Below are 23368 nucleotides of genomic sequence, written 5' to 3' on the forward strand. Positions count from 1 at the left end.
CCGAACGACCGAGCTCGAGCGCCCACTCTTCATCTGATCTCGCCTCCCCCTCGGAAGGAGGCAAGGAATGGGCGCCCAGGCCGAACGTCACTGACCCTGGCGCAGGATGTACCGCTGAACCTTGCCGCTCGGGGTCTTGGGCAGGTGCGGGACGAAGTGCACGGTCCGCGGGTAGGCGTGGGCGGCGAACTTCTTCTTCACCAGCTGCTGCAGGTCCTTCTCGAGCTCGTCGGTGCCCTCGACACTCGACCGCAGCACCACGAACGCCTCGAGCACCTCGCCGCGCAACTGGTCCGGCATGCCGACGACGGCGGCCTCGACGACGTCGTCGTGCATCACCAGCACGCTCTCGACGTCGAACGGGCCGATGCGGTAGCCGGCCATGATGATCACGTCGTCGTCGCGGGACGAGAAGAAGAACCGGCCCTGCTCGTCGACCTGTCCCGCGTCGCCGGTGATGTACCAGCGACCGTCGGGTGTGAAGCGGGCCGCGGTCTTCTCGGGCGCGTCGCTGTAGCCGGTGAACCACATCAGCGGGCTGTTCCGAGTGTCGATCGCGACGCGGCCGGGGGTGTTCGGCGGGGCGATCTCGTCGGCGTCGTCGGCCAGGACCGCGCAGCTCCAGCCGGGCAGCGGACGCCCCATCGAGCCGGCGACGACGTCCTCACGCAGACCGTCGGCCCAGGCATTGATGATGAACATGCCGTGCTCGGTCTGCCCGTACTGGTCGCGGACCGTCACACCCAGCTCCGCCTCCGACCACGCGATGACGTCGGGCGTGAGCGGCTCGCCGGCCGACGACGCGCGGCGCAGCTTCACCGACTCCGGGACCGGGGTCTCGTCGGCCCGCAGACTCCGGTACACGGTGGGGGCGGCCGCGAAGTTGGTGACGCCGAAGCGCTCCATCACCTGCCACGTCAGCGGCGCGGAGAACCCGGCGTGCAGCAGGATGCTGCGAACGCCGGACGCCATCGGTCCGAGGAGGGCGTAGTACAGCCCGTACGCCCAGCCCGGGTCGGCGGCGTTCCAGAACACGTCGTCCTCGCGCACGTCGAGTCCCCACTCGATGTACGAGCGGAAGGCGGCGAGCGCGCGGATGGGCACCGGAACACCCTTGGGCGTGCCGGTGGTGCCGCTGGTGAACAAACGAACGATCGGGGCGTCACCGCCCATCGCCACCGCCGCACCGCGCGGGTCGGCGGCGGAATGCTGCGCGACGAGCTCGTCGAACCGCAGCGCGCCCTCACCCTCGCCGGCGACGACGACCTGCCAGGACGGGTTCGACGGCATGTCTTCGCCGGGGGCGAGCTTGTCGAGCTGATTCTCGTCGGCGATCACGACCTTGGCGCCACTGGCCTCGAGCCGGAACGCGATCGCGGGCGTCGCGAACGCGGTGAACAGCGGGACATGGACGGCGCCGCGGCGCCAGATGCCCAGCAACGCGACCACCAGGTCGGCGGACTTGCCCATCAGGGTCGCGACACAGTCGCCGGGCTCGACCCCGAGGTCGGCCAGGGCGACCGCGAAGCGCGTGGACTGCTCACGCAGCCAGCCGTACGTCAGGTCGGTCGACGACAGGTCGGATTCGACGACGGTGAATGCCACCGCGTCCGCCGGATGCCGGTCACACAACACGTCGGCGGCGCACGCCTGCGGGGTGTCGTACAGCGCCAAGAGTTCGCGCACACGGGCGGTGGTGTCGACGGTCATCGTCACTCCTCGTCGTCGGGGCCCAGCTCACCATCGGGCCTTCGTTACCCCTTATGATCCGAGTCACAGCATCGACCTGCTACCCCCGGAAAGGGGTGATGAGGGTGCCCACCCACACCTCGTCCCTGCTGCGGCCCCGCGACCGCGACCTACTGCGCACCGAGCTACGAAAAGTGGCTGCGACCGGCATCGTTCCGGTCGTGTTCGGCGGCGAGGTCTACGACGGCACCCTGCACCTGGGCGAGTTCGTCGGCACCCACACCGACGGACTTCGGGGCCTGGCCGTCTCCGAGAGTTCCGGGCTGGGCGGACACGTCGTCGCGCGCCGCAATCCCGCGGCGGTCCACGACTACGGTCGCGCGCGCACCATCACCCACCACTACGACCGCCCCGTCCTGGCGGAGGGCCTGTGCTCGGTGCTCGCGGTGCCGGTGGTCGTTCGCGGGAACTCCCGCGCCGTCATGTACGCCGCGATCCGTGAACGTGTGCAACTGGGTGACCGCATCGCCGACGTCATGATGCAGGCCGGCCGTCGCGTCGCGAACGAGATCGCGATTCGCGACGAGGTGGACCGCCGCGTTCAGCTGCTCGACGCGGCAGCCGCCGAGCGCACCGCCCCGAGCGCCGCCGATACCGAGGAGATCCGGGACGTCCACGCCGAACTCCGCTCCCTCGCGCACAGCATCGACGACCCCGCGCTGCAGGAACGGCTCCGTCACCTGTCGAGCCGACTCGCCGGGGTGGGATCGACCCCGGCACCCGACCGCGACGCCCCGGGGATCACGCTGTCGCCGCGCGAGATCGACGTACTCAGTCACGCCGCGCTCGGTTGCTCCAACCCCGTTATCGCCGAGCGCCTTTCGGTAAAGGCGGAGACGGTGAAGAGCTACCTGCGCAGCGCGATGAGCAAGCTCGATGCGCACTCGCGGCGCGAGGCCGTCGTGGCAGCACGACGACTGGGGCTGCTCCCGTAGGACGCACCCGCGTCCGGACTCCGCGATTTTCTGGAACACGTTCCAGCTCTGTGCGATACTCGCGGCCATGTCAGCGACACCGGCCGAACCCACCACGATCACGCGAACGGCTACCGCGGAGGACCTGCTCGATCTGGCGAGGCAGTCCCCCGCCGCCGTCGCCGTGCACGACAAGAACGCCTGGTTGGGGTTGTTCGCCGACCGCCACGTCGTCGAGGACCCGGTCGGTGGACGCCCTGTCCTCGGCGGTCTGTACGACCGCCGTAGCCACGTCCGCGGCGGCGATCCCCTCGCCCGTTTCTGGGACACGTTCATCGCCCCCAACGACATCCGGTTCCACGTCGAGCACGACGACATCGTCAGCGGACTGGACGTCGTCCGCGACGTCACGATCGAAACCCGACTGGGCGGCGGCGTCGTCGCGAAGGCGCCGATGCACCTGTTGTACGAGACGACACTCGACCACGGCGCACCCCGCATCCGCCGGATCGCGGCGCACTGGGAGGTGGCGCCGATGTTCGCCCAGGTGGCGGGCATCGACCGCGCGAAACTCGGTGTCGCCGCGGCGATGAGCGCGCGCATGCTCCGCCTGCAGGGCCTCGGCGGCTCACTCGCCTTCGGGCTCGCGGTGCGCAGTGTCGGCGAGCGGGGCAAGCAGGCGGTCCGCCGACTGGTGGACTCGGCGCAGCGCGGCGATCGCGCAGCACTCGATCTCCTCGGCGGCCGTCCCGTCGCAGACGTCACCAAGATCATTGCCGCGGGCGACGCCGTCACGGCGACGTGCACCGTCGACGGCGCGCACGCGGTGCTGTTCTGTTACCTCGACCGGAAGACGATGCAGGTCACGAACGCCGTCGTGTATTCGTAACCGGCGAACGATCAGTCGAGCAGCACCGTCGCGAAGGTGGCGACCTGCGTGAACCCCACTCTCGCGTACGTGCGGCGCGCTCGCTCGTTGTAACTGTTGACGTACAGGCTCGCGGTGCGGCCGCCCGCGGTGACCGCACCCGCGACGGCGGCCGTCCCGGTCGCGCCCAGGCCTTCCCCACGCCGCGCGGGATCGACCCACACGCCCTGGATCTGGCCGACGGTGGCCGACATCGAACCGACCTCCGCCTTGTAGACCACCCGCCCGTCCTCGAACCGGGCCCACGCTCGCCCCGAGGCGATCAGGTTCGCGACGCGACGTCGGTAGCTCCGGCCACCGTCGCTGGCACGCGGATCGACCCCGACCTCCTCGATGAACATCGAGATCGCCGCGGGAAGGTACGTCTCGATCTCGTCCATCCGCACCTGCCGCACCCGCGGATCGGGGCGCACCAACGGTTCGTCGCGAAGCGCGAGCAGCGGCTGCTCGGAGCGGAGCTCACGCGGCGGGCCCCAATCGGATTCGAGCAACTCCCACAGCGGAAGCGCCAACTCGGCGCGTCCGACCACCGACGAACACATTCGTGGAAACCGACTGGCCCGGTCGGCGAAGGACCGCAGGTCGTCCGGCTCCCCCAGCAGTGGAACCAGATTCGCGCCCGCGAAGCACAACGACTCGGCCGGGCCTCCACGGCTCCACATCTCACCCTGCAACGCACGCGGGTCGAGACCCGAATGCTGCACTCTCGCCGCGACCATGCATGCCGCGACGGGGTCCGATTCGAGCACCCGCAGCACCTCGGCGGTGTCCCGACCGCCCAGTTGCCTCGCCCCGAGGAGCTTGAGCACTGACGCACCCCCTTCGTCACACGTCTCTGTGAGACCGCTCGGCGTGATGTCTGTCAGCGTCGGGCTGTCAGTGCCGGATCTGGGAACCACATTGCCATGAAGGTGCGCCGAGGTGGGCGGATTCAGCCCACGGTGACCACCGGCGCGCCGCTCGTCTCGCCGCCTTCCATCTCCTCTGCGATGCGCATCGCCTCTTCGATGAGGGTTTCCACGATCTGCGCCTCGGGAACGGTCTTGATGACCTTGCCCTTGACGAAGATCTGTCCCTTGCCGTTGCCGGATGCGACACCCAGATCGGCTTCGCGCGCCTCACCGGGTCCGTTGACGACGCAGCCCATCACCGCGACCCGCAGCGGGACCTCCATGCCCTCGAGACCGGCGGTGACCTCGTTGGCGAGCGTGTACACGTCCACCTGCGCCCGCCCGCACGACGGGCACGAGACGATCTCCAGCTTGCGGGGACGAAGGTTCAGCGACTGCAGTATCTGCGTGCCGACCTTGATCTCTTCCGCCGGCGGCGCCGACAACGACACACGGATCGTGTCGCCGATGCCCTCCGCCAGTAGCGCGCCGAACGCGACTGCCGACTTGATGGTGCCCTGGAACGCCGGGCCGGCCTCCGTCACACCGAGATGCAGCGGGTAGTCGCACTGCGCGGCCAACTGGCGGTACGCCTCGACCATCACGACGGGGTCGTTGTGCTTGACCGAGATCTTGATGTCACCGAAGCCGTGCTCCTCGAACAGTCCGGCCTCCCACAACGCCGACTCGACGAGCGCCTCCGGGGTGGCCTTGCCGTACTTCTGCATCAGGCGCGGGTCGAGCGAGCCGGCGTTCACGCCGATCCGGATGGGGATCCCGGCATCGCCGGCCGCCTTCGCGACCTCCTTGACCCGGCCGTCGAACTCCTTGATGTTGCCGGGATTGACCCGGACCGCGGCACAGCCCGCGTCGATCGCGGCAAAGATGTACCGCGGCTGGAAGTGGATGTCCGCGATCACCGGGATCTGGCTCTTCTTCGCGATCGTCGAGAGCGCGTCCGCGTCCTCCTGACGCGGGCACGCGACGCGGACGATGTCGCAGCCGGACGCCGTGAGCTCGGCGATCTGCTGCAGGGTCGCGTTGACGTCGTGGGTCTTGGTGGTGCACATCGACTGCACCGACACCGGGTGGTCGCTACCGACACCCACGTTGCCGACCATCAGCTGACGGGTCTTGCGTCGCGGTGCGAGGACCGCAGGAACATCGGGCATGCCCAAACCGACGGGGCTGGTCACGTTTCGCCTTCTTTCGTTGGTACGGGGCAAGTCTATCGTTCGGTGGTTTCCGCATTCCGGTTCGTAGCGAGCACCGGTGTCACGGGAACAGCTGGATCGGATTGACGATGTCGGCGGTCAGCGTGAGCAGCATGTACGCGCCACCGATGACGACGACCACGTACGTGAGCGGCATCAGCTTCATGTAGTCGACCGGACCACCGGCCGCCAAGCCACGCATCCGCCGGATCGAGTTGCGGATCTTCTCGTAGATCGTCACGGCGATGTGCCCGCCATCGAGGGGCAACAGGGGCAACAGGTTGAAGATGCCGAGGAAGAAGTTCAGCGTCGCGAGGAGGCCGATGAACACCTCCCACAGGCCCTGCTCGGCAACCTGGCCACCGATAACCGACGCGCCGACCACACTGATCGGCGTGTCCAGTCCGCGCTCGCCGCCGGTCACTGCGGTCCACAGGTCCGCGACCTTGCCCGGCATCTCGGTGAGCGCGTGCACCGTCTGCACGAAGATGTCGCCGGTGTAGACGAAGGTCGCGGGAATCGCCGCGAGCCCCGAGTACTGCACCACCCGCGGCGGCGCCTGGACACCGATCGCGCCGACCTCCGCAGAAACCGGGGGGAGCGTCTTCTCCGGGGTCGAGTCGGGGTTGTTGACCCACCGCTGCGCTTGCTGGATCTGGACGGGGATCACGAGGGTGTCACCGTCGCGGTCGACGGTGAACTCCGCGGTTCCGGACAGCGGCTGGGTGGCCTTGACCAGGTCGGAGAACGTGTCGGTCGGTTCGCCGTTCACCGCGGTGATGACGTCACCGGCTCGGATACCGGCCTCGCCGGCGGGACCCGAACCCGTGCAGTCGGCCAGCGCGTACTCGCCCTCCTTGTCGGCCTGCGTGGGCGACACGCACACCGTGCCCTCCACGACAGCCCGCGTCTCCGTGTTCGGCAGCCCCCACCCGACGGCGAGGATGAACACCAACACGATCCCGAGCACGAAGTTCATCGCGATGCCGCCCGACATCACGACGATCCGCTTCCACGCCTTCTGCTTGTACATCGCGCGGTCGACCTCGTCGGGTGCGAGTTCGTCGACGGCGGTCATGCCCGCGATGTCGCAGAACCCGCCCGCGGGGATCGCCTTGAGGCCGTACTCGGTCTCGCCGCGGCGGAACGAGAAGATCTTGGGGCCGAAGCCGATGTAGTACCGCCGCACCTTCATCCCGAGGGCCTTGGCGGTCCACATGTGCCCGGCCTCGTGCAGCGCGATGGACACGCCGATACCGAGGGCGAACAGCACCACACCCAATGCGAAGACCATGCGGTTCTAGCCCTCCTGCTTCACGAGCTCGCGTGCCCGGGCACGGGCCCACCCGTCGGCGGCGAGCACGTCGTCCACGGTAGCGGGGGGTGCGGCCCATTCGCCGCCGGCCGCGAGAACCCGCTCGACGGTCCGCACGATGCCGGGGAATCGGAGCGCCCCGCCGAGGAAGGCCTCGGCCGCCACCTCGTTGGCGGCGTTGTAGACCGCGGTCATGCAGCCACCCGCCTGCCCGGCCCGACGCGCCAGGTCGATCGCCGGGAACACCGCGGAATCGACGGGCTCGAACGTCCAGGTCGATGCGGCGGAGAAGTCGCATGCCGCGGCCGCACCCGCCACTCGATCCGGCCAGCCCAGCGCCAGCGCGATCGGCAGCTTCATGTCGGGCGGGCTGGCCTGCGCGAGGGTCGAACCGTCGGTGAACGTCACCATCGAATGCACGATCGACTGCGGGTGCACGGTGACGTCGATGCGGTCGTAGTCGATTCCGAACAGCAGGTGCGTCTCGATCAGCTCGAGCCCCTTGTTCACCAGCGACGCCGAGTTGAGGGTGTTCATCGGGCCCATCGACCACGTCGGGTGGGCACCGGCCTGCTCGGGCGTGACGTCCTCGAGTGCCGCGGCCGTCCAGCCCCGGAAAGGTCCACCCGACGCCGTGAGGACCAGTCGGTCCACCTCCTCGGCGCGACCGCCGCGCAGGCACTGCGCCAACGCGGAGTGCTCGGAATCGACCGGCACGATCTGGCCCGGAGCCGCCGCGGCGGTCACGAGCGGACCCCCGGCGACGAGCGACTCCTTGTTGGCGAGGGCCAGGCGTGCACCGGACGCCAGCGCCGCCAGCGTCGGCTCGAGCCCGAGCGACCCGACGAGCGCGTTCAGCACGACGTCGGCCTCGGTCCCACGGACCAGTTCGGTGACCGCGTCGGGCCCGGACAGCACACCCGGCAGGTCCAGTCGAGCGGCCGCCGCGGGGTCGGCGACCGCAACCCGGGCCACGCCGGTCGCACGGATCTGGCGGGCGAGCAGGTCGATGTTTCCGCCACCCGCCGCGAGCCCGACCACCTCGAACTTGTCGGGGTTGGCGGCGATGACCTCGAGGGCCTGGGTGCCGATGGAACCGGTGCTGCCCAGCAGCAGGACGCGAGTCGGTTGGGTGTCAGCCACGGATCCATTGTTCCTGACGGATGCTGAGAGAATCACACAGGATTGATCTCCGCCGCGGCGACACGGTCGGGACCCCGGTTCGTACGACGCGCGGTCGTATGCCACGATATGCGGCGATAGCGCATTCGTATGATCAGGAGGATCGAGCCGTGGCCGGTACCCAGTTGGACCCCACTTCCAACGACCCCGTCGTCGCAGCGCACGTCGACACTGCCGAGGTTCCCTCGGCCGCATGGGGCTGGAGTGGTGAGGCTCCGCGACTGTTCCGTTTCGCCGGCTGGTTCTTCGCCGCATTCCTGCTGCTGATGATGATCGGCAACCACGGCGGCAAGGTCGAGGACCTGTTCCTCATCGGCTTCGCCGGTGCGATCGTCTTCGCGCTCGTTCGCGACATGGTCTTGCGCCGCAAGCCTCGGTAGGCGACGCCGCACAGATATCGGAGAAGCCCCCGCACTCGTCGAGTGCGGGGGCTTCTCCGTTCGTGGTGTGTCAGTTCTCGGCGGCCAGCTGACCGCACGCGGCGGCGATCTCCTGCCCGCGGGTGTCACGCACGGTGCAGGACACGCCCTGGGCCTGCACGCGGCGGACGAACTCCCGCTCCACCGGCTTGGGGCTGGCATCCCACTCGCTGCCGGGCGTCGGGTTGAGTGGAATCAGGTTGACGTGCACCAACGGGCCGAGCGCCTTGTGCAGCTTCTTGCCGAGCATGTCCGCGCGCCACGGCTGGTCGTTGACGTCCCGGATCAGCGCGTACTCGATCGACACCCGCCGACCCGACTTGTCGGCGTAGTAGCGCGCGGCGTCGAGGACCTCGGCCACCGGCCAGCGGTTGTTGACCGGCACGAGGGTGTCGCGCAGCTCGTCGTCGGGCGTGTGCAGCGACACCGCCAGACGCACCGACATGTCCTCGTCGGCGAGCTTGCGGATCGCCGGCGCCAGCCCGACCGTCGAGACGGTGACGGCGCGCTGCGAGATGCCGAGGCCGTCCGGCGCAGGCGACGTGATCCGACGGACCGCGGCCACCACACGCTTGTAGTTGGCCAGCGGCTCCCCCATGCCCATGAACACGATGTTCGACAGGCGTCCGGGACCGCCCTCCACCTCGCCGTCCCGCAACGCGGCCGCGGCCGCGCGCACCTGGTCGACGATTTCCGCGGTGGACAGGTTCCGCTGCAGACCGCCCTGTCCCGTCGCGCAGAACGGGCAGGCCATGCCGCAGCCCGCCTGGCTGGAGATGCACAGCGTCGCCCGGTCCGGGTAGCGCATCAGCACGCTCTCGAGCAGCGTGCCGTCGTTCGCCTTCCACAGCGTCTTTCGGGTCTGCCCGGCGTCGCACGCGACGTGTTTGACCGCCGTCAGCAGCTGCGGGAACAGTGCCGCACCCACCTTCTCACGCATCCCCGCCGGCAGGTCGGTCATCTTTTCCGAGTCGGCCTCGAGCCGACCGTAGTACTGGCGGGCCAGCTGATCAGCACGGAAACCGGGCAGACCGAGCTCCTTGACCGCCGCCTTGCGCTCGTCGGCGTCGAGGTCGGCGAGGTGGCGCGGCGGCATCCCGCGGCGCGGCGCATTGAAGACGAGGGGAAGGGGGGTGGCAGTCATAGTGCCCGCCATTCTCCCATTACCCGGCCTCTGCGTCCGATGCGCGTGCGCAACGCCATAGTGTGAGTGATGATCGACACATGACCGATGCACCGAGCGAGGAACCCGGCAGGGCTCACGAGGCGGTCCCCGACGAGCCGGCACCCCCATCGTCCGCCAAGGGCCGGCACGAGACCGGCGCGCCCACCCCGACCCACGACGCCGGCAAGATCGCCCGCACCCGGGCCGCATCGACCTGGACCGGGCTCGTCATCGGCATCGTCGTCGCGATCCTGTTGCTGATCTTCATCCTGCAGAACCTCGACTCCGTGACGTTCCAGCTGTTCGGATGGCAGTTCACGCTCCCGGCCGGCATCAGCCTGCTGATGGCCGCGATCGCGGGAGCGTTGATCATGGCGCTCGCGGGCGGCGTACGGATCATCCAGATACGCCGGGTCGCCAAACGCGCGGGAGCCGTGACCGACCACACCTCGCCGGAGTAGCTGCGGCGACACTTCGGGGGCACGATGGGAGCCACGACAGGAGCACGGTCTTTCACCCGAGGAGCCGATCCGTGACGACCCGTACACAGCCATCCGAGCGCCGCACCGTCCGCCCCGAACTCGCTCGCTCCTGGCTCCTGACCGCGGCCACGAAACCGGACAGCTTCGCTCGTCCCGAACACGTCGACGCCATCATCCTGGACCTCGAGGACGCCGTCACCCCCGACCGCAAACCCGAGGCGCGCACCGCGGTCACCGAGTGGCTGTCCGGCCGGGGCGCCGCGTGGGTGCGGATCAACGACGCCACCACCCCCTACTGGGAGGAGGACCTGCGGGCCCTCGCCGGGCTCCCGGGCTTGCAGGGGGTGATGCTCGCCAAGACCGAGAGCGGCGGACAGGTCGATGCGACCGCCGAACGGCTGCCGGACACCCCGATCCTGGCACTGATCGAATCCGCGGTCGGGCTCGAGGCGGCGCCCGAGATCGCCCGCGCCGACGGCACGTTCCGGCTCGCGTTCGGCAGCGGCGACTTCCGCCGCGACACCGGGATGAGCGACGACGTCACGGCGATGGCGTACCCGCGCTCACGTCTGGTGATCGCCAGCCGGGCAGCACGACTGGCCGGGGGCCCGATCGACGGCCCCACCGTGTCCGCGAACGAGACCATCCTGCAACGGGACTGCGAGGCGACGGTCTCGCTGGGTCTCACCGGGAAGCTGTGCCTGCACCCCGACCAGGCGTCGACCGTCAACCGCGCACTGAGCCCGAGCCCCCACGACATCGCCTGGGCTCACGATGTGATCGCCGACCTCGGCGCCGACGGCGAGCGCGTACGAGACGGCAGCGACCTACCCCGACTCGCCAAGGCCAAGAAGCTCACCCACCTGGCCGACGTGTTCGGCCTCCACTGACCGTCAGACGGTGCAGTTCGACGTCGCCGGCACCCCGTCGAGGCGGTCGGTCATCCAGTCGAGCGCCTCCGGCAGCCCGGAGACCATCGGCAGACCGTGCCCGACGACGAGCCCCGGTGCGATCGGCGGGAACTCGGCCGTCGAGAACTGGACGGTGGCGCCTGCTCCACACCAGTCCGCGGCGAGCTGCTGCGCTTGCGCATGCGGAATCACGTCGTCGCTGCGCCCCTGCACGATCAGGACCGGCGCCGTCGGCACCGCCCGTCCGATCCGCTGCTCGTCGACGACCGCGCGCACCGTAGGCAGCGCGTCGATCAGTTCCGCGACCGAGCGTCCGTCCCGAGTCCACTCCGACGTCCGGTGCATGCCGTACCGCGCGATCGTCTCGGGGACACACTGGTTCGCGATGTCGTCGAGCGCCTGCCGCCCGGCCGGGCTCAGGACGCCGTCGATCTCGGCCCGGGTCTCCGGGTAGCCGGCGTAGATGTTGTTGACCGCGTAGCCGAGGAGGCCGGCTGCGAGACCACCGTCGAGTGCGGCCGACACGGCACGCAGATCGGCCGGAGGGCCGCCGGCATAGGTGCCGCTGATGTTCAGTTCGGGCGCGTATGCGGCCTGCAGTTCGGCCGCGGCCGCCGCCGCTCCCCCGCCCTGCGAGTACCCCCACAGCCCGATCGGGCTGTCCGCGCCGATCCTGCTTCCCGGCAACGCTTTCACCGCCCGCGCGGCGTCGAGCACGGCGTGCGCCTCGGCCCGACGGTCGACGTAGCTGTGCATGCCCTCGGTGCCGAGCCCCTGATAGTCGGTGACCACGACGTCGATGCCGCGGGAGAGCAGCGCGTGCACCTGCAGCAGTTCGTACTCGACCGCGAAGTCCAACGGGGGGCTGTAGTGGAGCCCCTGCGCGAACAGCTTCGACGGCGCACACTGGTCGCCCTGCCCCTGTGTCCCCGGCGCGAGGACCACGAGCGGTCGCGCACCCGCGCCCACCCACGGCAGGCTCGCGTCGAAGTACGTGGCGGTAGCGGCCGTCGCGGCGCCGTGAGGATCCGTGGTGCGGTACATGATCCGATTCGCACCGGACGGCCACGGCCCGGCCTGGTTCGGGATCGACAGCAGCGGCGCGTACGGATCGGCGCGCAGCACGGCACCCGGATCGCCCGCCGGAAGCGGTGCCGTTACCTGATAGAAGTCCGTAGGCGCAGGGGCGGCTCCGGCCACGCCGGCGGTCGCGGCCGCAAGGCACACGCCGAGAATCACTGCCGTCCAACGGTTCCGTCGCACTGAGAGCATGCGACCCAGCTCACACGACGGCAGCGCCGGTGTCAATACTCCGAGTAACACTAACTGCGCGGGAGGATGAGACCGCTCGACACCGACCTCGTATGGACGCGGTACCCGACTTCCAGTCCCAGGCCGGGCGTCTCCGCGAAGGCACGGGCCGCGGTCCGCGCGGTGAACTCGATGCCCAGCACCGCCCGCAGCGCGTCCCGGTCCTCGAACTCCCAACGGGTCCGCACCCGACGCATTGCGAAACCCTGGGCGTCGAAGAAGGCCTCGACGGCCACCGGGTCGTAGTGCGGAAGATCGTCACGCATCCAGGAGCCGTACGGCGCCACCGTCGCATCGAGATCGACGATCACGAGCACCCCACCCGGACGGAGCACCCGCATCGCCTCGAGAATGCCCGGGCCGCAACCCGGGCCGAAGAAGTACGCGGTGCGCGCGTGCACGACATCGACACTGTCGTCGGGCAGTGGCAGCGCGTCCGCGGACCCCTCGAGCACCCTCGTCGAGGGATGTCCGGCGGTGCGACCGCGGGCGGCGGCCACCAGGGGCGGATGCGGTTCGACTCCCACCACCGACCGGGCCGACGCCGCGAACAGCGGAAGGTGGAAGCCCGCACCGCACCCGACGTCGAGGACGTCGCGGCCGCACCAATCCGCGACCTCGGACAGGACGTCGAACACGACACCGTCGACGTCCTGGGCGCGGTTCTCGACCTCGTAGATGTCGGGCCAGTGCCAGATGTTGGGGCTCGGGATCGGTCCCCGAGCCCGCCCCCGACTGCGGTCGAACCGGCTCACACCAGCGCGGTGAGCACGAGCCAGGTGACGAAAGCGGACGGCAGCAGCGAATCGAGCCGATCCATGATGCCGCCGTGCCCGGGCAGCAGCGTGCCCATGTCCTTGATGCCAAGCTCGCGCTTGACCTGGGATTCGATCAGGTCGCCCAGCGTCGCGGTGAACACCAGCGCGACACCCAGGAGGGCGCCGATCAGCGGGTTCGCGTCCAGGATGAACGTCACGGTGAGGACGCCACCGACGACACAGAAGACGAGCGAGCCGGCGAATCCCTCCCACGACTTCTTCGGGCTGATCGCCGGCACCATCGGATGCTTACCGAAGAACACCCCGGCGACGTAACCACCCACGTCGGAGCACACCACGATGATCATGAGGCAGAACACCCGGCCGGCGCCGTCGTCCTGCAGCACCATCAGCGTCGCGAAGGACGCCAGCAACGGGATCCACGCGGCCACGAAGGCCGAGATCGCGGTGTCCCGCAGGAAGTTGCGTGGGGTGGCCCCCAGCCCGTGGTCGAACAGGCGCCACACCATGCACACCAGTACGGTGCCGGCGAACGCCCCGAGTACCCCCTCGGTCCCGTACGGCCAACTGAGCCAGATGACGGCCTGACCGCCCAGCAACAAGGGGACCACCGGGACGCGGATGTCGGCCTCGCCCAGTCGCTTGGCGACCTCCCACGTGGCGATCGCCATCGCCACGGCGACAACGCCGATCCACACCAGCGGCGCATAGATCAGGATCAAGATCAACGCGGCGCCGATGCCGCCGCCGACGGCGATCGCGGCAGGCAGGTTGCGTCCGGCTTTGGAGGCCGGGGCGGCGGTCGCCGCGGAGGCGCCGTCAGCTTTCCCCACGGCTAAACCTCCATCAATTCTGCTTCCTTGTGCTTCACCAGATCGTCGATCTGGTTGACGTAGCGCGCGGTGGTCTTGTCGAGCTCCTTCTCGGCGCGACCGACCTCGTCCTCACCCGCCTCGCCTTCCTTCTGGATGCGCGACAGCTCGTCCATCGTCTTGCGGCGGACGTTGCGGATCGAGACCTTGGCGTCCTCGCCCTTGCCCTTCGCCTGCTTCACGAACTCGCGACGGCGCTCCTCGGTGAGCTGCGGGACCGAGATGCGGATGATGCTGCCGTCGTTGCTGGGGTTGACGCCCAGATCGGAGTTGCGGATGGCGTTCTCGATCGGTGCGAGCTGCGACGCCTCGTAGGGCTTGATGATGACCATCCGAGCCTCGGGCACGTTGATGCTCGCGAGCTGCGTGATCGGCGTCATCGAGCCGTAGTACTCGATGACGATCCGGTTGAACATGCCCGGGTTCGCTCGACCGGTCCGGATGGAGCCGAGGTCGTCCTTCGCAACCGTGATGGCCTTTTCCATCTTCTCCTCGGCCTCGAAGAGAGCTTCATCAATCACGGCTGTTCTCCTCCAACTCGTTGGCTATCTCGACGGTCACGGTCGTATCCGTCCCGGATCATGATCACACTGGACGCCATCATGACTTGACCAGCGTTCCGATCTTCTCACCGGACACCGCGCGCGCGATATTCCCCTGGGTGAGCAGATTGAACACCATGATCGGCATCTGGTTGTCCATGCACAGGCTGAACGCGGTGGCGTCGGCGACCTTGAGCCCCTTCTCGATCACCTCGCGGTGGGTGATCTCCGAGTACATCGTGGCGTCCGGGTCCAGTCGCGGATCGGCGGAGTACACGCCGTCGACGGCCTTGGCCATCAGGACCACCTCGGCGCCGATCTCGAGCGCGCGCTGCGCAGCGGTGGTGTCGGTCGAGAAGTACGGCATACCCATGCCGGCCCCGAAGATCACCACACGCCCCTTCTCGAGGTGACGGCGGGCGCGCAACGGCAGGTACGGCTCGGCGACCTGCCCCATCGTGATCGCGGTCTGCACCCGGGTGTCGACACCCTGCTTCTCCAGGAAGTCCTGCAGCGCAAGGCAGTTCATGACGGTGCCGAGCATGCCCATGTAGTCCGAGCGCGCGCGGTCGAGACCTCGCTGCTGCAACTCGGCGCCACGGAAGAAGTTGCCGCCACCGATGACCACCGCGACCTGCACGCCCGAGCGCACGACCTCGGCGATCTGCTCGGCAACCGTCGTCACGACGTCCGGATCGAGCCCGACCTTGCCGCCACCGAACATTTCACCGCCGAGCTTGAGGAGCACACGTCGGAATCCTGGACGTTCGTCGGCCGGTGCGGTCATAACTCTCCCTCGGTTCTGCAGGTTGTGCGGTTCTAGAAGTATTGCGGTTCTTCGGCGAGCGGGCCACGAACGGGCCGGGCCGGGCGTCGACGACCCGTCCGGCAGACCCTCCGGAACAGGCTCTACCATCCTGCCTCATCGACCCGGGATCACCAGCGCTGACCCCGCCCGCCGCACACGTCGGCCCCGCACGGACCGAGTGGGCGGACCGTCGATCCGGGTGAACCGGATCGACGACTGCACCCACCCGGCCGGCGGGGCCGATGTGTGGAAGTGAGACTAGCTGGCGCCGACCTCGAACCGCGCGAAGCGGGTGATCGTGACGCCGGCCTCGTCCAGAATGGCCTTGACGGTCTTCTTGGAGTCGGTGACCGAGGACTGCTCGGTCAGGACGACGTCCTTGTAGTAACCGTTGACGCGACCCTCGACGATCTTCGGGAGCGCAGCCTCGGGCTTGCCCTCCTCCTTGGCCGTCTGCTCGGCGATACGACGCTCGGCCTCGACGACGTCCGCGGGGACCTCGTCGCGAGTGACGTACTTGGCCTTGAGCGCGGCGACCTGCATCGCGGCGGCACGGGCAGCCTCGGCGGCAGCCTCGCCCTCACCGGTGTACTCGACGAGCACGCCGACGCCCGGGGGCAGGTCGGAGGCACGCTTGTGCAGGTAGGTCGCGACCGGGCCGTCGAAGGAGACGACGCGACGCAGCTCGAGCTTCTCGCCGATCTTGGCGGAGAGCTCCTGGACCACGGCGTCGACGGTCTTGCCGTCGACCTCGAGGGCCTTGAGTGCCTCCAGGTCGGCAGGCTTGCCGGCGGCAGCCGCGGTGACGACCTTCTCGGCCAGCTCCTGGAACTCGGCGTTCTTGGCGACGAAGTCGGTCTCGGCGTTGATCTCGATCATGACGCCGTCCTTGGCCGCGACCAGGCCCTCGGCCGTGGTGCGCTCGGCGCGCTTGCCCACGTCCTTGGCACCCTTGATGCGGAGCAGCTCGACAGCCTTGTCGAAGTCGCCGTCCGTCTCCGCGAGCGCGTTCTTGCAGTCCATCATTCCGGAGCCGGTGAGCTCGCGGAGCCGCTTGACGTCAGCGGCGGTGTAGTTCGCCATCGGGGGCAATCCTCCTCGGATGAGTTTCGGTGCCCGACTCCCGCGACGCGAAGTGCGGGGCCGGGCCGGAGCAGCTGAGTGAAACGGCCCCGACCGCAAGGGTCGGGGCCGAATCGACTAGGACTGCTGCGTGTCCGCGGCGGGGGCCTCAGCGGCCGGTGCCTCGGCGGCCGGAGCCGCCTGCGAGAGGAGCTCCTGCTCCCACTCGGCGAGCGGCTCGCCTGCGCCGGCCTCCGGCTTGGCGTCCTTGTCGGCGCTCAGGCCGGCACGGGCCTGCACACCCTCGGCCACTGCCGAAGCGACAACCTTGGTCAGCAGGGCGGCGCTACGGATCGCATCGTCGTTGCCCGGGATCGGGTAGTCGACGACATCGGGGTCGCAGTTGGTATCCAGGATCGCGATGACCGGGATGTTCAGCTTGCGCGCCTCGCCGACGGCGATGTGCTCCTTGTTGGTGTCGACGACCCAGATGGCCGACGGAACCTTGGCCATGTCCCGGATGCCGCCGAGAGTGCGGTCGAGCTTGGTCATCTCACGCGTGAGCATGAGGATTTCCTTCTTGGTGCGACCCTCGAAACCGCCGGTCTGCTCCATCGACTCGAGCTCCTTCAGGCGCTGCAGGCGCTTGTGGACGGTCGAGAAGTTGGTGAGCATGCCGCCGAGCCAACGCTGGTTGACGTAGGGCATCCCGACGCGAGTCGCCTCGGCCGCGATGGACTCCTGGGCCTGCTTCTTGGTACCGACGAACAGGACGGTGCCGCCGTGGGCGACAGTCTCCTTGACGAACTCGTACGCCTTGTCGATGTACGTCAGCGTCTGCTGCAGGTCGATGATGTAGATGCCGTTGCGGTCGGTGAAGATGAACCGCTTCATCTTCGGGTTCCAGCGGCGGGTCTGGTGCCCGAAGTGTGCGCCGCTGTCGAGCAGCTGCCTCATGGTCACAACAGCCATGGCTGTGTACCTCTTCTTTCGTTGCCGGTTGTTGCAGTGGTCGGGTGACCTCTGCCCTGGCGCCCGCCCGATCGTCGGACCTGCACGAATGCAGGACCAGCCGAAGACCGGATAATGCGCGGGCGCGCGAAGTCGGACTGTGCGTGCACAGACCGCTCGACAAGTGTACGGCCTGACCGCCGCCGTTCCTAACCCGCGACCCGAGGGTGCGGAAGACGCAGGTGGCGAGACGGTCGGGAAATCTGTGGATGACGAATTCGGGTATCCACAGATCGGCGGATCGGTCCTGCGGGGACGGATCGCGCGACAGAGTCGATCCATGAGGTTCCCTGGCCCGCCCCGCGCCGTATGCGGCGCCGTGACCGCGACGGCGCTGTTCTGTCTCTGCGTCTCCCCCGCAGCGGCCGCACCGCAACCGGAGCCGCGTCCGACCACTCCGGCGGCCCGGACCGTCGGCGCGGCAGATTCGGCGTTCGATTGGCCACTGCGCCCCCGACCGCGAGTGGCACGCGCGTTCGACAAACCCGAGCGGAACTGGCTGCCCGGGCACCGCGGCGTCGACCTGGCGGCGGCGCCGGGACAGCCGGTGCTCGCCGCCGGTGCCGGAACGGTGGTCTTCGCCGGTTCGGTCGCCGGAAAGCCCGTCGTCTCGATCGATCACCCGGGCGGACTGCGGACCACGTACGAACCGGTGGACGCGACGGTCACCGCGGGCCGACGCGTGGAACGCGGCTCCGCCCTCGGCACTGTCGTACCCGGGCACCCCGAATGTGCGGCGACGGCGTGCCTGCACTGGGGTCTACGCCGCGACCGGGAGTACCTCGACCCCCTGCCCCTGGTCCGCGCGGTACCGATCCGGCTTCTACCTACCGAACCCGACGGTCAGGCACGAGGATGAGCCTGATCGTGGACGGCGCGCAGCCGCGCAACCGAGACGTGGGTGTAGAGCTGAGTGGTCGCCAGACTCGAATGCCCCAGCAGTTCCTGGACCACGCGCAGGTCGGCGCCTCCTTCCAACAGGTGCGTCGCCGCCGAGTGCCGCAGCCCGTGCGGCGCGAGGTCGGGCGCTCCGGGCACGGCCTGGACCACGTCGTGCACGACGCCGCGGGCCTGACGCTGATCGAGGCGTCCGCCCCGGCGTCCGAGTAGCAGCGCATCACCGGACCGTTCGTTCACGAGTTCGGGTCGACCCGCGCGCAGCCACGCGTCGATCGCGTCCTCCGCCGGCCTGCCGTACGGAACCACACGTTCCTTGTCGCCCTTACCGAGCACCCGCAGCACGCGCCTGCCGATGTCGATGTCGGCGACGTCGAGTCCGCACAGTTCGCCGACGCGGATCCCGGTCGAGTAGAGCAGCTCCACGATCAGCCGGTCCCGCAGCGCGATCGGATCCTCCTGGTCGGCACCGGACTGCGCGGCAGCCATCGCCTCGGCCGCCTGGTCCTGGCGCAGGACCGGCGGCAGCGTGCGGTGTGCCTTCGGCGCGACGAGCCGGACCCCTGGGTCGACCTCCATCCGACCGGTCCGCTGCGCCCACGCCGTGAATCCCTTGGCCGACGACGTCCGCCGGGCCAGGGTGGTGCGGGCGACGCCCGCCGCGGCCTGGCCTCCCAGCCATCCGCGGAGCACCCGCAGATCGAGGTCGGCCAGTGTCGCGTCGGGGTGGTTGCGGATCCGGAACTCGAGCAGGCTCCTGACGTCGGCGAGATAGGCGCGCACGGTGTGCGCCGAACGCCCGCGCTCGAGCGTGAGGTACTCCTCGTAGTCGTCGAGATGCGTGCGCAACCCGGGCGGAAGCTGCGGGTTCGGGTCGACGTCCATACCGACAACGGTCGCGGCGTCCTCGCGAAATCGCAAGCGGCCGCGCCGGTAGGGTTCTCACGTGAAACGCGCTCTACCGATTCCCCTTCTCTGCGTCCTTGCTCTGATCTCGGCTACTGCACCGCTGTCGACGGACATGTACCTGCCCGGCCTGCCGTCGATGGCCGACAGCCTCGACACCTCCCCGACGAACGTTCAGTTGACGTTGACCACGTTCATGGCCGGACTCGGCATCGGCCAGTTGCTGATCGGCCCGCTGTCCGACGGCCTCGGCCGCCGCAAACTGCTGATCGGTGCAACCGTGGTGTGCGCGATCAGTGGGCTGCTGTGCGCGATCGCGCCCAACATCGGCGTCCTGATCGCAGCACGTCTGCTCCAAGGGCTCAGCGGCGGCGCCGGAATCGTGTTGGCGCGCGCCGTGATTGCCGACCGGGCTCGGGGCGACTCGGCGGCACGCCTGTTCAGCCTCATGATGGTCATCGGTGGTGTGGCACCCGTCGTCGCACCGCTCATGGGCGGCGCGCTGCTCGGGCCGATCGGCTGGCGCGGGATCTTCTGGGTCCTCACCGCGCTCTCGGTCGTGATGCTCGTCGGCGTGCTCACGATCGTGCCCGAGACACTGCCCGTCGAACGCCGGCACGGGGGTGGACTGACCGCGCTGGCCCGCAACATCCGCAACGTCGGCACCAACCGCGTGTACGTCGGCTACGCGGTGACGTTCGCGTTCGGATTCGGCGCCCTGTTCTCGTACATCTCGGCCTCGCCGTTCGTCGTGCAGGACGTCCTCGGCCTGACACCCGGGCAGTTCTCGATCGTGTTCGCGGTCAACTCGCTGGGCATCATGATCGGCAGCATCGTCAACACCAAGCTGATCGGTCGGTTCGGACCGCGACAGCTGCTCACCTTCGGCGTCGGCCTGCTGGTGGCGTCCGGACTGCTGCTCACCCTCGCGACCACGGTCGGCGACAGCCACATGTGGCTGGTACTGCCCCTGATGTTCGGTGTCGTCTCGAGCATCGGCTTCATCATGGGCAACGCGACCGCCCTGGCCCAGGGACGGGTGCCCGAGGCGGCCGGAACCGGCTCGGCACTGATGGGCGCCGGGCAGTTCGGCCTGGCAGCCGTCATGTCCCCGCTGGTGGGACTCGGCGGCGGCGACTCGGCCGTGCCGATGGCCGTCGCGATCCTCGCGTCGGGCGTGATCGCCATGACCGCTCTGAAGGTCCTGAGCCGCGCCGCCGGGCCCGAACCGTCGGATGCGCCGGAGGATGCACACACCGCAGTCGCGTCACCCCGCGCCGCCGTCGACGAGGCGGGGTGACGGCAGGCTCAGACCGCCTCGGCGGCCGCCAGTTCCGACTTCCACACGCGGAAGCCCTCTTCCGTGCGCCCGCGACGCCAGTACCCGGAGATCGACGCCGATGCGGCCGGGACTCCGCGTTCCTTCCGGATGTAGGGGCGCAGGCCGTGCATCACGGCCTGCGCCTCGCCGTGGATGAACACGTGCACGTCGCCGGGCAGCCAGGCCGTCTCCCGGACCGCCGTCACCAGCGGCGCGTTCTCGCCCGCCACATCATCGCCCGCGACATCGGAGGTGACACCACGATGGATCCACGTGATCTCCACGTTGTCACCGCCCGCCAACGCGACCTCGTCGCTCGCGTCCGCAACCTCGATGAAGACCTTGGCCACCGCGTCCGGAGCGAGGGCTTCGACGGCGGTCGAGATGGCCGGCAGCGCCGACTCGTCACCGGCGATCAGATGCCAGTCGGCGTCCGGACGGGGCGAGTACGCACCGCCGGGGCCGCGGACGGTCACCGTCTCCCCCGGCGCGACGGACGCCGCCCAGGGCCCCGCGACACCGTCGTCACCGTGGACGACGAAGTCGATCGCCAGCTCGCGCGCGACCCGGTCGACGGACCGAACGGTGTACGTGCGCAGGACCGGCTCGTCGGCGGGACCGAACTCGATCTTCACGTACGAGTCGGTGAACTCGGACGGTTCGAAGGACTCGAAACCCGGATCTCCCAGCACGACGCGAACCATGTGCGGTGCGATTCGCTCGGTGCGCACCACTGTCAACGTCGATGTCTTCCTGGCCACTGCGACACACTCCTGACGATCCCGAATGCAATTGGTTAGCTTTACCTAACCACCATACAGACCGTGCGTCCGGCGGCGGCGCCTCGTCAGCGCCCGTGCGGGCGGGCCAACGTGAGTCGCTGTACCCAACCGTGGGACGGCCACGCCTTGAGTCCGGCACGATCCGGTGCCACCCGGGTTCCGACGAACTTCGCCTCGAGCTCCGTATCCACCGCCCCGGAGAACCGCCACAGCTGATCGGTGGCCGGGCCCACGCCCTCCCACGAAGTGGCTCGGTAGACCGCCCGAACGATGTTGTCCGCGAACACGATCACCGGAAGATCGGAGATGTTGCGGGCAGCCGATCCGGCGCGCCACGGGCCCCGGGCCGCCGCATACAGCTCGTCCGCGGACAGCCCGGCACCCGCCGCGGCGGGCACGCGCACCAGTGCACCCGGCACCGGCAGTTCCGGAGCGGGCAGCGCCGCGTACTGCACGGCCAGCTCCTCCACCGACATGGCCCGCTTCTCGAGGTCCACCGGTTCGCCGGCGAGGTTCGTCAACACCGGATGCTGTGGCCGGCGCTCGACCTGACGCAGCGCATCGGTCACCAGATGTGCGGCCTCCCGCGCTGCGCCGACGGTGTCGTGGGCCGCCTCGACCCGGTGCCGCAGAATGATGTGATCGACCGAGTGCCCCGCCGCGTAGATGTCGCGGATCCGACGAGTCCAGGCACTGCGCGTGTCGTCACGATCCGCATCGCCGACATTCTCGGAGTCGAGCGTCCCCGCCTCCCCCAACGCATCCCACACATGCGCGTAGGCCTGGTTGCCCCGCCCCGCGCCGACGTAGAAGATCGACCGGTCCCGCGGATCCCGCAACGCATAGACGTACACACCCAGGTTCTCGACCACGCGGGCCGGAAGCGGATTGGGCGACGGCTTGCGCTCGCGGGGTTCGGCGGTGATCACCCGCATGACGGCGAGCCGGAGCGCATCGGAGACCACGACGCCGCCCGCAGGCCCGTCGAACAGCACACCGGACGCGTCGCGAACGGAGGTGAACGTGCGCCCCGCGTTGTCCTGCAGCGAGTTGACGACCGCGGTGAACTCCGCGAGCCGGACCTTGGGATCGCTCACCACACCCCGCCCCTCGTCGTCCGTGAGGAAATCGCGGATTCCCGGCGCAGCCAGCAGCACTCGGGTGATGTCTTCGGGGACGGTCCAGACGGTAGCCATGACGCGACTGTAGGCGATCACCGGACCGCATGCGGTACGCCTTACTACCCAGTGGCCTCGGATCGTTTCCGTATGGAAACGATCCGAGGCCGGTTGTGTCCGTCTACGTCCGATCTCGGACGCCGCGACGATTCTTCCGTCACACTCGACAGGTGACCCGATCAGCCGAACCCACGGACGACCGCGCCGCGCGCGCCGAGCGCCTGGTGGGGTTCAGCTACCGGATGCCCGACTACTACGAGGTGGGCCGGGAGAAGGTTCGCGAGTACGCGACCGCTGTCCTGAACGACCATCCCGCGCACTACGACGAGGAAGCGGCACGCGCGCTCGGGCATTCGGCACTGATCGCTCCGCTCACCTTCGTCTCGGTGATCGGAGCGATCGCGCAGAAGTACCTGCTCGAGCAGATCATCACCGGATTCGACCTGAGCCAGATTCTCCAGACGGACCAGAAACTGGTGATCCACCGCCCGATGCGCGCGGGTGACCGGTTGACCGTCGACGTCTCGCTCGAGTCGTTTCGGCAGACCGCCGGCAGCGACATCATCGTGACCAAGAACGTCGTGTCGGACCACACCGGCGAGCCGGTCATCACCACCCTGACCACCCTGGTCGGGCGGACCGGAAGCGAGGCCGATCCGGATCGCCTCCGCCGGATCAAGGACGTGATGATGCGCGAGGCGTGACCCGGCCTCGTCCGACGTTCGGCAGC

24 protein-coding genes are annotated in these 23368 nt (G+C 69.0%); 8 read left to right on the forward strand and 16 right to left on the reverse strand.

All coding sequences use genetic code 11. From position 1 onward, the window contains the following. Nucleotides 1-87: 87 nt before the first annotated feature. The gene (locus AC1RIF_RS07370) at nt 88-1710 is read right to left on the reverse strand and encodes an AMP-binding protein (protein ID WP_492600698.1); all 1623 of its coding nucleotides are present in this window, start codon (nt 1708-1710) and stop codon (nt 88-90) included. A 98-nt stretch (nt 1711-1808) separates the two neighbouring features. On the opposite strand from AC1RIF_RS07370, the gene AC1RIF_RS07375 reads away from it, so the two are divergent. After that, nucleotides 1809-2684: a helix-turn-helix transcriptional regulator gene (locus AC1RIF_RS07375; RefSeq protein ID WP_492600699.1), complete on the forward strand. Its 876-nt coding sequence runs from the start codon at nt 1809-1811 to the stop codon at nt 2682-2684. Between the two features lie 67 nt (nt 2685-2751). Next, nucleotides 2752-3552: a nuclear transport factor 2 family protein gene (locus AC1RIF_RS07380; RefSeq protein ID WP_492600700.1), complete on the forward strand. Its 801-nt coding sequence runs from the start codon at nt 2752-2754 to the stop codon at nt 3550-3552. Nucleotides 3553-3563: 11 nt separating this feature from the next. On the opposite strand, the gene AC1RIF_RS07385 is transcribed toward AC1RIF_RS07380, so the two are convergent. The 4 genes from AC1RIF_RS07385 to dxr form a co-directional block, all read right to left on the reverse strand. Beyond that, entirely contained in the window at nt 3564-4400 is an 837-nt protein-coding gene (locus AC1RIF_RS07385) for a GNAT family N-acetyltransferase (protein ID WP_492600701.1), read from the reverse strand. A 122-nt stretch (nt 4401-4522) separates the two neighbouring features. After that, nucleotides 4523-5677 (reverse strand): flavodoxin-dependent (E)-4-hydroxy-3-methylbut-2-enyl-diphosphate synthase, encoded by a 1155-nt coding sequence (gene ispG / locus AC1RIF_RS07390; RefSeq protein ID WP_492600702.1) that lies wholly within the window; start codon nt 5675-5677, stop codon nt 4523-4525. 79 nt (nt 5678-5756) lie between these two features. Next, nucleotides 5757-6989: a M50 family metallopeptidase gene (locus tag AC1RIF_RS07395; RefSeq protein ID WP_492600703.1), complete on the reverse strand. Its 1233-nt coding sequence runs from the start codon at nt 6987-6989 to the stop codon at nt 5757-5759. A gap of 6 nt (nt 6990-6995) precedes the next feature. Further along, nucleotides 6996-8153 (reverse strand): 1-deoxy-D-xylulose-5-phosphate reductoisomerase, encoded by a 1158-nt coding sequence (dxr, locus tag AC1RIF_RS07400; protein WP_492600704.1) that lies wholly within the window; start codon nt 8151-8153, stop codon nt 6996-6998. A gap of 149 nt (nt 8154-8302) precedes the next feature. Between dxr and AC1RIF_RS07405 the strand changes: the two genes are divergently transcribed. Continuing rightward, nucleotides 8303-8572 (forward strand): DUF2631 domain-containing protein, encoded by a 270-nt coding sequence (locus AC1RIF_RS07405; RefSeq protein WP_492600705.1) that lies wholly within the window; start codon nt 8303-8305, stop codon nt 8570-8572. A 70-nt stretch (nt 8573-8642) separates the two neighbouring features. Here the strand turns inward: AC1RIF_RS07405 and rlmN are convergent, their stop codons facing one another. Continuing rightward, on the reverse strand, nt 8643-9755 hold the full coding sequence (gene rlmN, locus AC1RIF_RS07410; RefSeq protein ID WP_492600706.1) for a dual-specificity RNA methyltransferase RlmN: 1113 nt from the start codon (nt 9753-9755) through the stop codon (nt 8643-8645). A gap of 80 nt (nt 9756-9835) precedes the next feature. On the opposite strand from rlmN, the gene AC1RIF_RS07415 reads away from it, so the two are divergent. After that, nucleotides 9836-10237, forward strand: a complete 402-nt coding sequence (locus tag AC1RIF_RS07415) for a LapA family protein (RefSeq protein ID WP_492600707.1) — start codon at nt 9836-9838, stop codon at nt 10235-10237. 71 nt (nt 10238-10308) lie between these two features. Then, nucleotides 10309-11148 (forward strand): HpcH/HpaI aldolase/citrate lyase family protein, encoded by an 840-nt coding sequence (locus tag AC1RIF_RS07420; RefSeq protein WP_492600708.1) that lies wholly within the window; start codon nt 10309-10311, stop codon nt 11146-11148. Between the two features lie 3 nt (nt 11149-11151). On the opposite strand, the gene AC1RIF_RS07425 is transcribed toward AC1RIF_RS07420, so the two are convergent. The 7 genes from AC1RIF_RS07425 to rpsB all read right to left on the reverse strand — a co-directional run bounded on the left by AC1RIF_RS07425 (nt 11152) and on the right by rpsB (nt 17515). Then, entirely contained in the window at nt 11152-12441 is a 1290-nt protein-coding gene (locus AC1RIF_RS07425) for an alpha/beta fold hydrolase (RefSeq protein WP_492600709.1), read from the reverse strand. 50 nt (nt 12442-12491) lie between these two features. Beyond that, nucleotides 12492-13235, reverse strand: coding sequence for a class I SAM-dependent methyltransferase (locus AC1RIF_RS07430; RefSeq protein ID WP_492600710.1), 744 nt, complete (start codon nt 13233-13235; stop codon nt 12492-12494). Next, a complete protein-coding gene (locus AC1RIF_RS07435) occupies nt 13232-14092 on the reverse strand; it encodes a phosphatidate cytidylyltransferase (protein WP_492600711.1) in 861 nt (286 codons plus the stop codon). Before AC1RIF_RS07435 ends, AC1RIF_RS07430 begins: the two co-directional genes overlap by 4 nt. 2 nt (nt 14093-14094) lie before the next feature. Next, nucleotides 14095-14652, reverse strand: a complete 558-nt coding sequence (frr, locus tag AC1RIF_RS07440) for a ribosome recycling factor (protein ID WP_492600712.1) — start codon at nt 14650-14652, stop codon at nt 14095-14097. A 79-nt stretch (nt 14653-14731) separates the two neighbouring features. Then, on the reverse strand, nt 14732-15460 hold the full coding sequence (pyrH, locus tag AC1RIF_RS07445) for a UMP kinase (RefSeq protein ID WP_492600713.1): 729 nt from the start codon (nt 15458-15460) through the stop codon (nt 14732-14734). 279 nt (nt 15461-15739) lie between these two features. Next, on the reverse strand, nt 15740-16564 hold the full coding sequence (tsf, locus tag AC1RIF_RS07450) for a translation elongation factor Ts (protein ID WP_492600714.1): 825 nt from the start codon (nt 16562-16564) through the stop codon (nt 15740-15742). A 117-nt stretch (nt 16565-16681) separates the two neighbouring features. Further along, entirely contained in the window at nt 16682-17515 is an 834-nt protein-coding gene (rpsB, locus tag AC1RIF_RS07455) for a 30S ribosomal protein S2 (protein ID WP_492600715.1), read from the reverse strand. A 319-nt stretch (nt 17516-17834) separates the two neighbouring features. Here rpsB and AC1RIF_RS07460 point away from each other — a divergent pair, with 319 nt between their 5' ends. Then, the gene (locus AC1RIF_RS07460; protein ID WP_492600716.1) at nt 17835-18413 is read left to right on the forward strand and encodes a M23 family metallopeptidase; all 579 of its coding nucleotides are present in this window, start codon (nt 17835-17837) and stop codon (nt 18411-18413) included. On the opposite strand, the gene AC1RIF_RS07465 is transcribed toward AC1RIF_RS07460, so the two are convergent. Beyond that, a complete protein-coding gene (locus tag AC1RIF_RS07465) occupies nt 18398-19336 on the reverse strand; it encodes a tyrosine recombinase XerC (RefSeq protein WP_492600717.1) in 939 nt (312 codons plus the stop codon). The genes AC1RIF_RS07460 and AC1RIF_RS07465 overlap by 16 nt on opposite strands. Before the next feature lie 61 nt (nt 19337-19397). On the opposite strand from AC1RIF_RS07465, the gene AC1RIF_RS07470 reads away from it, so the two are divergent. Continuing rightward, the gene (locus tag AC1RIF_RS07470; protein WP_492600718.1) at nt 19398-20657 is read left to right on the forward strand and encodes a multidrug effflux MFS transporter; all 1260 of its coding nucleotides are present in this window, start codon (nt 19398-19400) and stop codon (nt 20655-20657) included. Nucleotides 20658-20665: 8 nt separating this feature from the next. Here the strand turns inward: AC1RIF_RS07470 and AC1RIF_RS07475 are convergent, their stop codons facing one another. Both AC1RIF_RS07475 and AC1RIF_RS07480 read right to left on the reverse strand, forming a co-directional pair. Next, nucleotides 20666-21439: a siderophore-interacting protein gene (locus tag AC1RIF_RS07475; RefSeq protein WP_492600719.1), complete on the reverse strand. Its 774-nt coding sequence runs from the start codon at nt 21437-21439 to the stop codon at nt 20666-20668. Between the two features lie 86 nt (nt 21440-21525). Next, nucleotides 21526-22656, reverse strand: coding sequence for a GIY-YIG nuclease family protein (locus tag AC1RIF_RS07480; RefSeq protein WP_492600720.1), 1131 nt, complete (start codon nt 22654-22656; stop codon nt 21526-21528). A gap of 152 nt (nt 22657-22808) precedes the next feature. On the opposite strand from AC1RIF_RS07480, the gene hadA reads away from it, so the two are divergent. After that, nucleotides 22809-23342, forward strand: a complete 534-nt coding sequence (hadA, locus tag AC1RIF_RS07485) for a (3R)-hydroxyacyl-ACP dehydratase subunit HadA (protein ID WP_492600721.1) — start codon at nt 22809-22811, stop codon at nt 23340-23342. The last annotated feature ends 26 nt before the right edge of the window (nt 23343-23368 follow it).

Source organism: Prescottella sp. GW823-FHT02E09 (assembly GCF_058797375.1).

What these genes read in the sequence shown, in the direction of transcription:
- AC1RIF_RS07370 (WP_492600698.1), bottom strand. Translation starts at nt 1,710, where the DNA reads ATGACCGTCGACACCACCGCCCGTGTGCGCGAACTCTTGGCGCTGTAC.
- AC1RIF_RS07375 (WP_492600699.1), top strand. Translation starts at nt 1,809, where the DNA reads ATGAGGGTGCCCACCCACACCTCGTCCCTGCTGCGGCCCCGCGACCGC.
- AC1RIF_RS07380 (WP_492600700.1), top strand. Translation starts at nt 2,752, where the DNA reads ATGTCAGCGACACCGGCCGAACCCACCACGATCACGCGAACGGCTACC.
- AC1RIF_RS07395 (WP_492600703.1), bottom strand. Translation starts at nt 6,989, where the DNA reads ATGGTCTTCGCATTGGGTGTGGTGCTGTTCGCCCTCGGTATCGGCGTG.
- rlmN (WP_492600706.1), bottom strand. Translation starts at nt 9,755, where the DNA reads ATGACTGCCACCCCCCTTCCCCTCGTCTTCAATGCGCCGCGCCGCGGG.
- AC1RIF_RS07415 (WP_492600707.1), top strand. Translation starts at nt 9,836, where the DNA reads ATGACCGATGCACCGAGCGAGGAACCCGGCAGGGCTCACGAGGCGGTC.
- AC1RIF_RS07425 (WP_492600709.1), bottom strand. Translation starts at nt 12,441, where the DNA reads ATGCTCTCAGTGCGACGGAACCGTTGGACGGCAGTGATTCTCGGCGTG.
- pyrH (WP_492600713.1), bottom strand. Translation starts at nt 15,460, where the DNA reads ATGACCGCACCGGCCGACGAACGTCCAGGATTCCGACGTGTGCTCCTC.
- tsf (WP_492600714.1), bottom strand. Translation starts at nt 16,564, where the DNA reads ATGGCGAACTACACCGCCGCTGACGTCAAGCGGCTCCGCGAGCTCACC.
- rpsB (WP_492600715.1), bottom strand. Translation starts at nt 17,515, where the DNA reads ATGGCTGTTGTGACCATGAGGCAGCTGCTCGACAGCGGCGCACACTTC.
- AC1RIF_RS07460 (WP_492600716.1), top strand. Translation starts at nt 17,835, where the DNA reads ATGAGGTTCCCTGGCCCGCCCCGCGCCGTATGCGGCGCCGTGACCGCG.
- AC1RIF_RS07465 (WP_492600717.1), bottom strand. Translation starts at nt 19,336, where the DNA reads ATGGACGTCGACCCGAACCCGCAGCTTCCGCCCGGGTTGCGCACGCAT.
- AC1RIF_RS07480 (WP_492600720.1), bottom strand. Translation starts at nt 22,656, where the DNA reads ATGGCTACCGTCTGGACCGTCCCCGAAGACATCACCCGAGTGCTGCTG.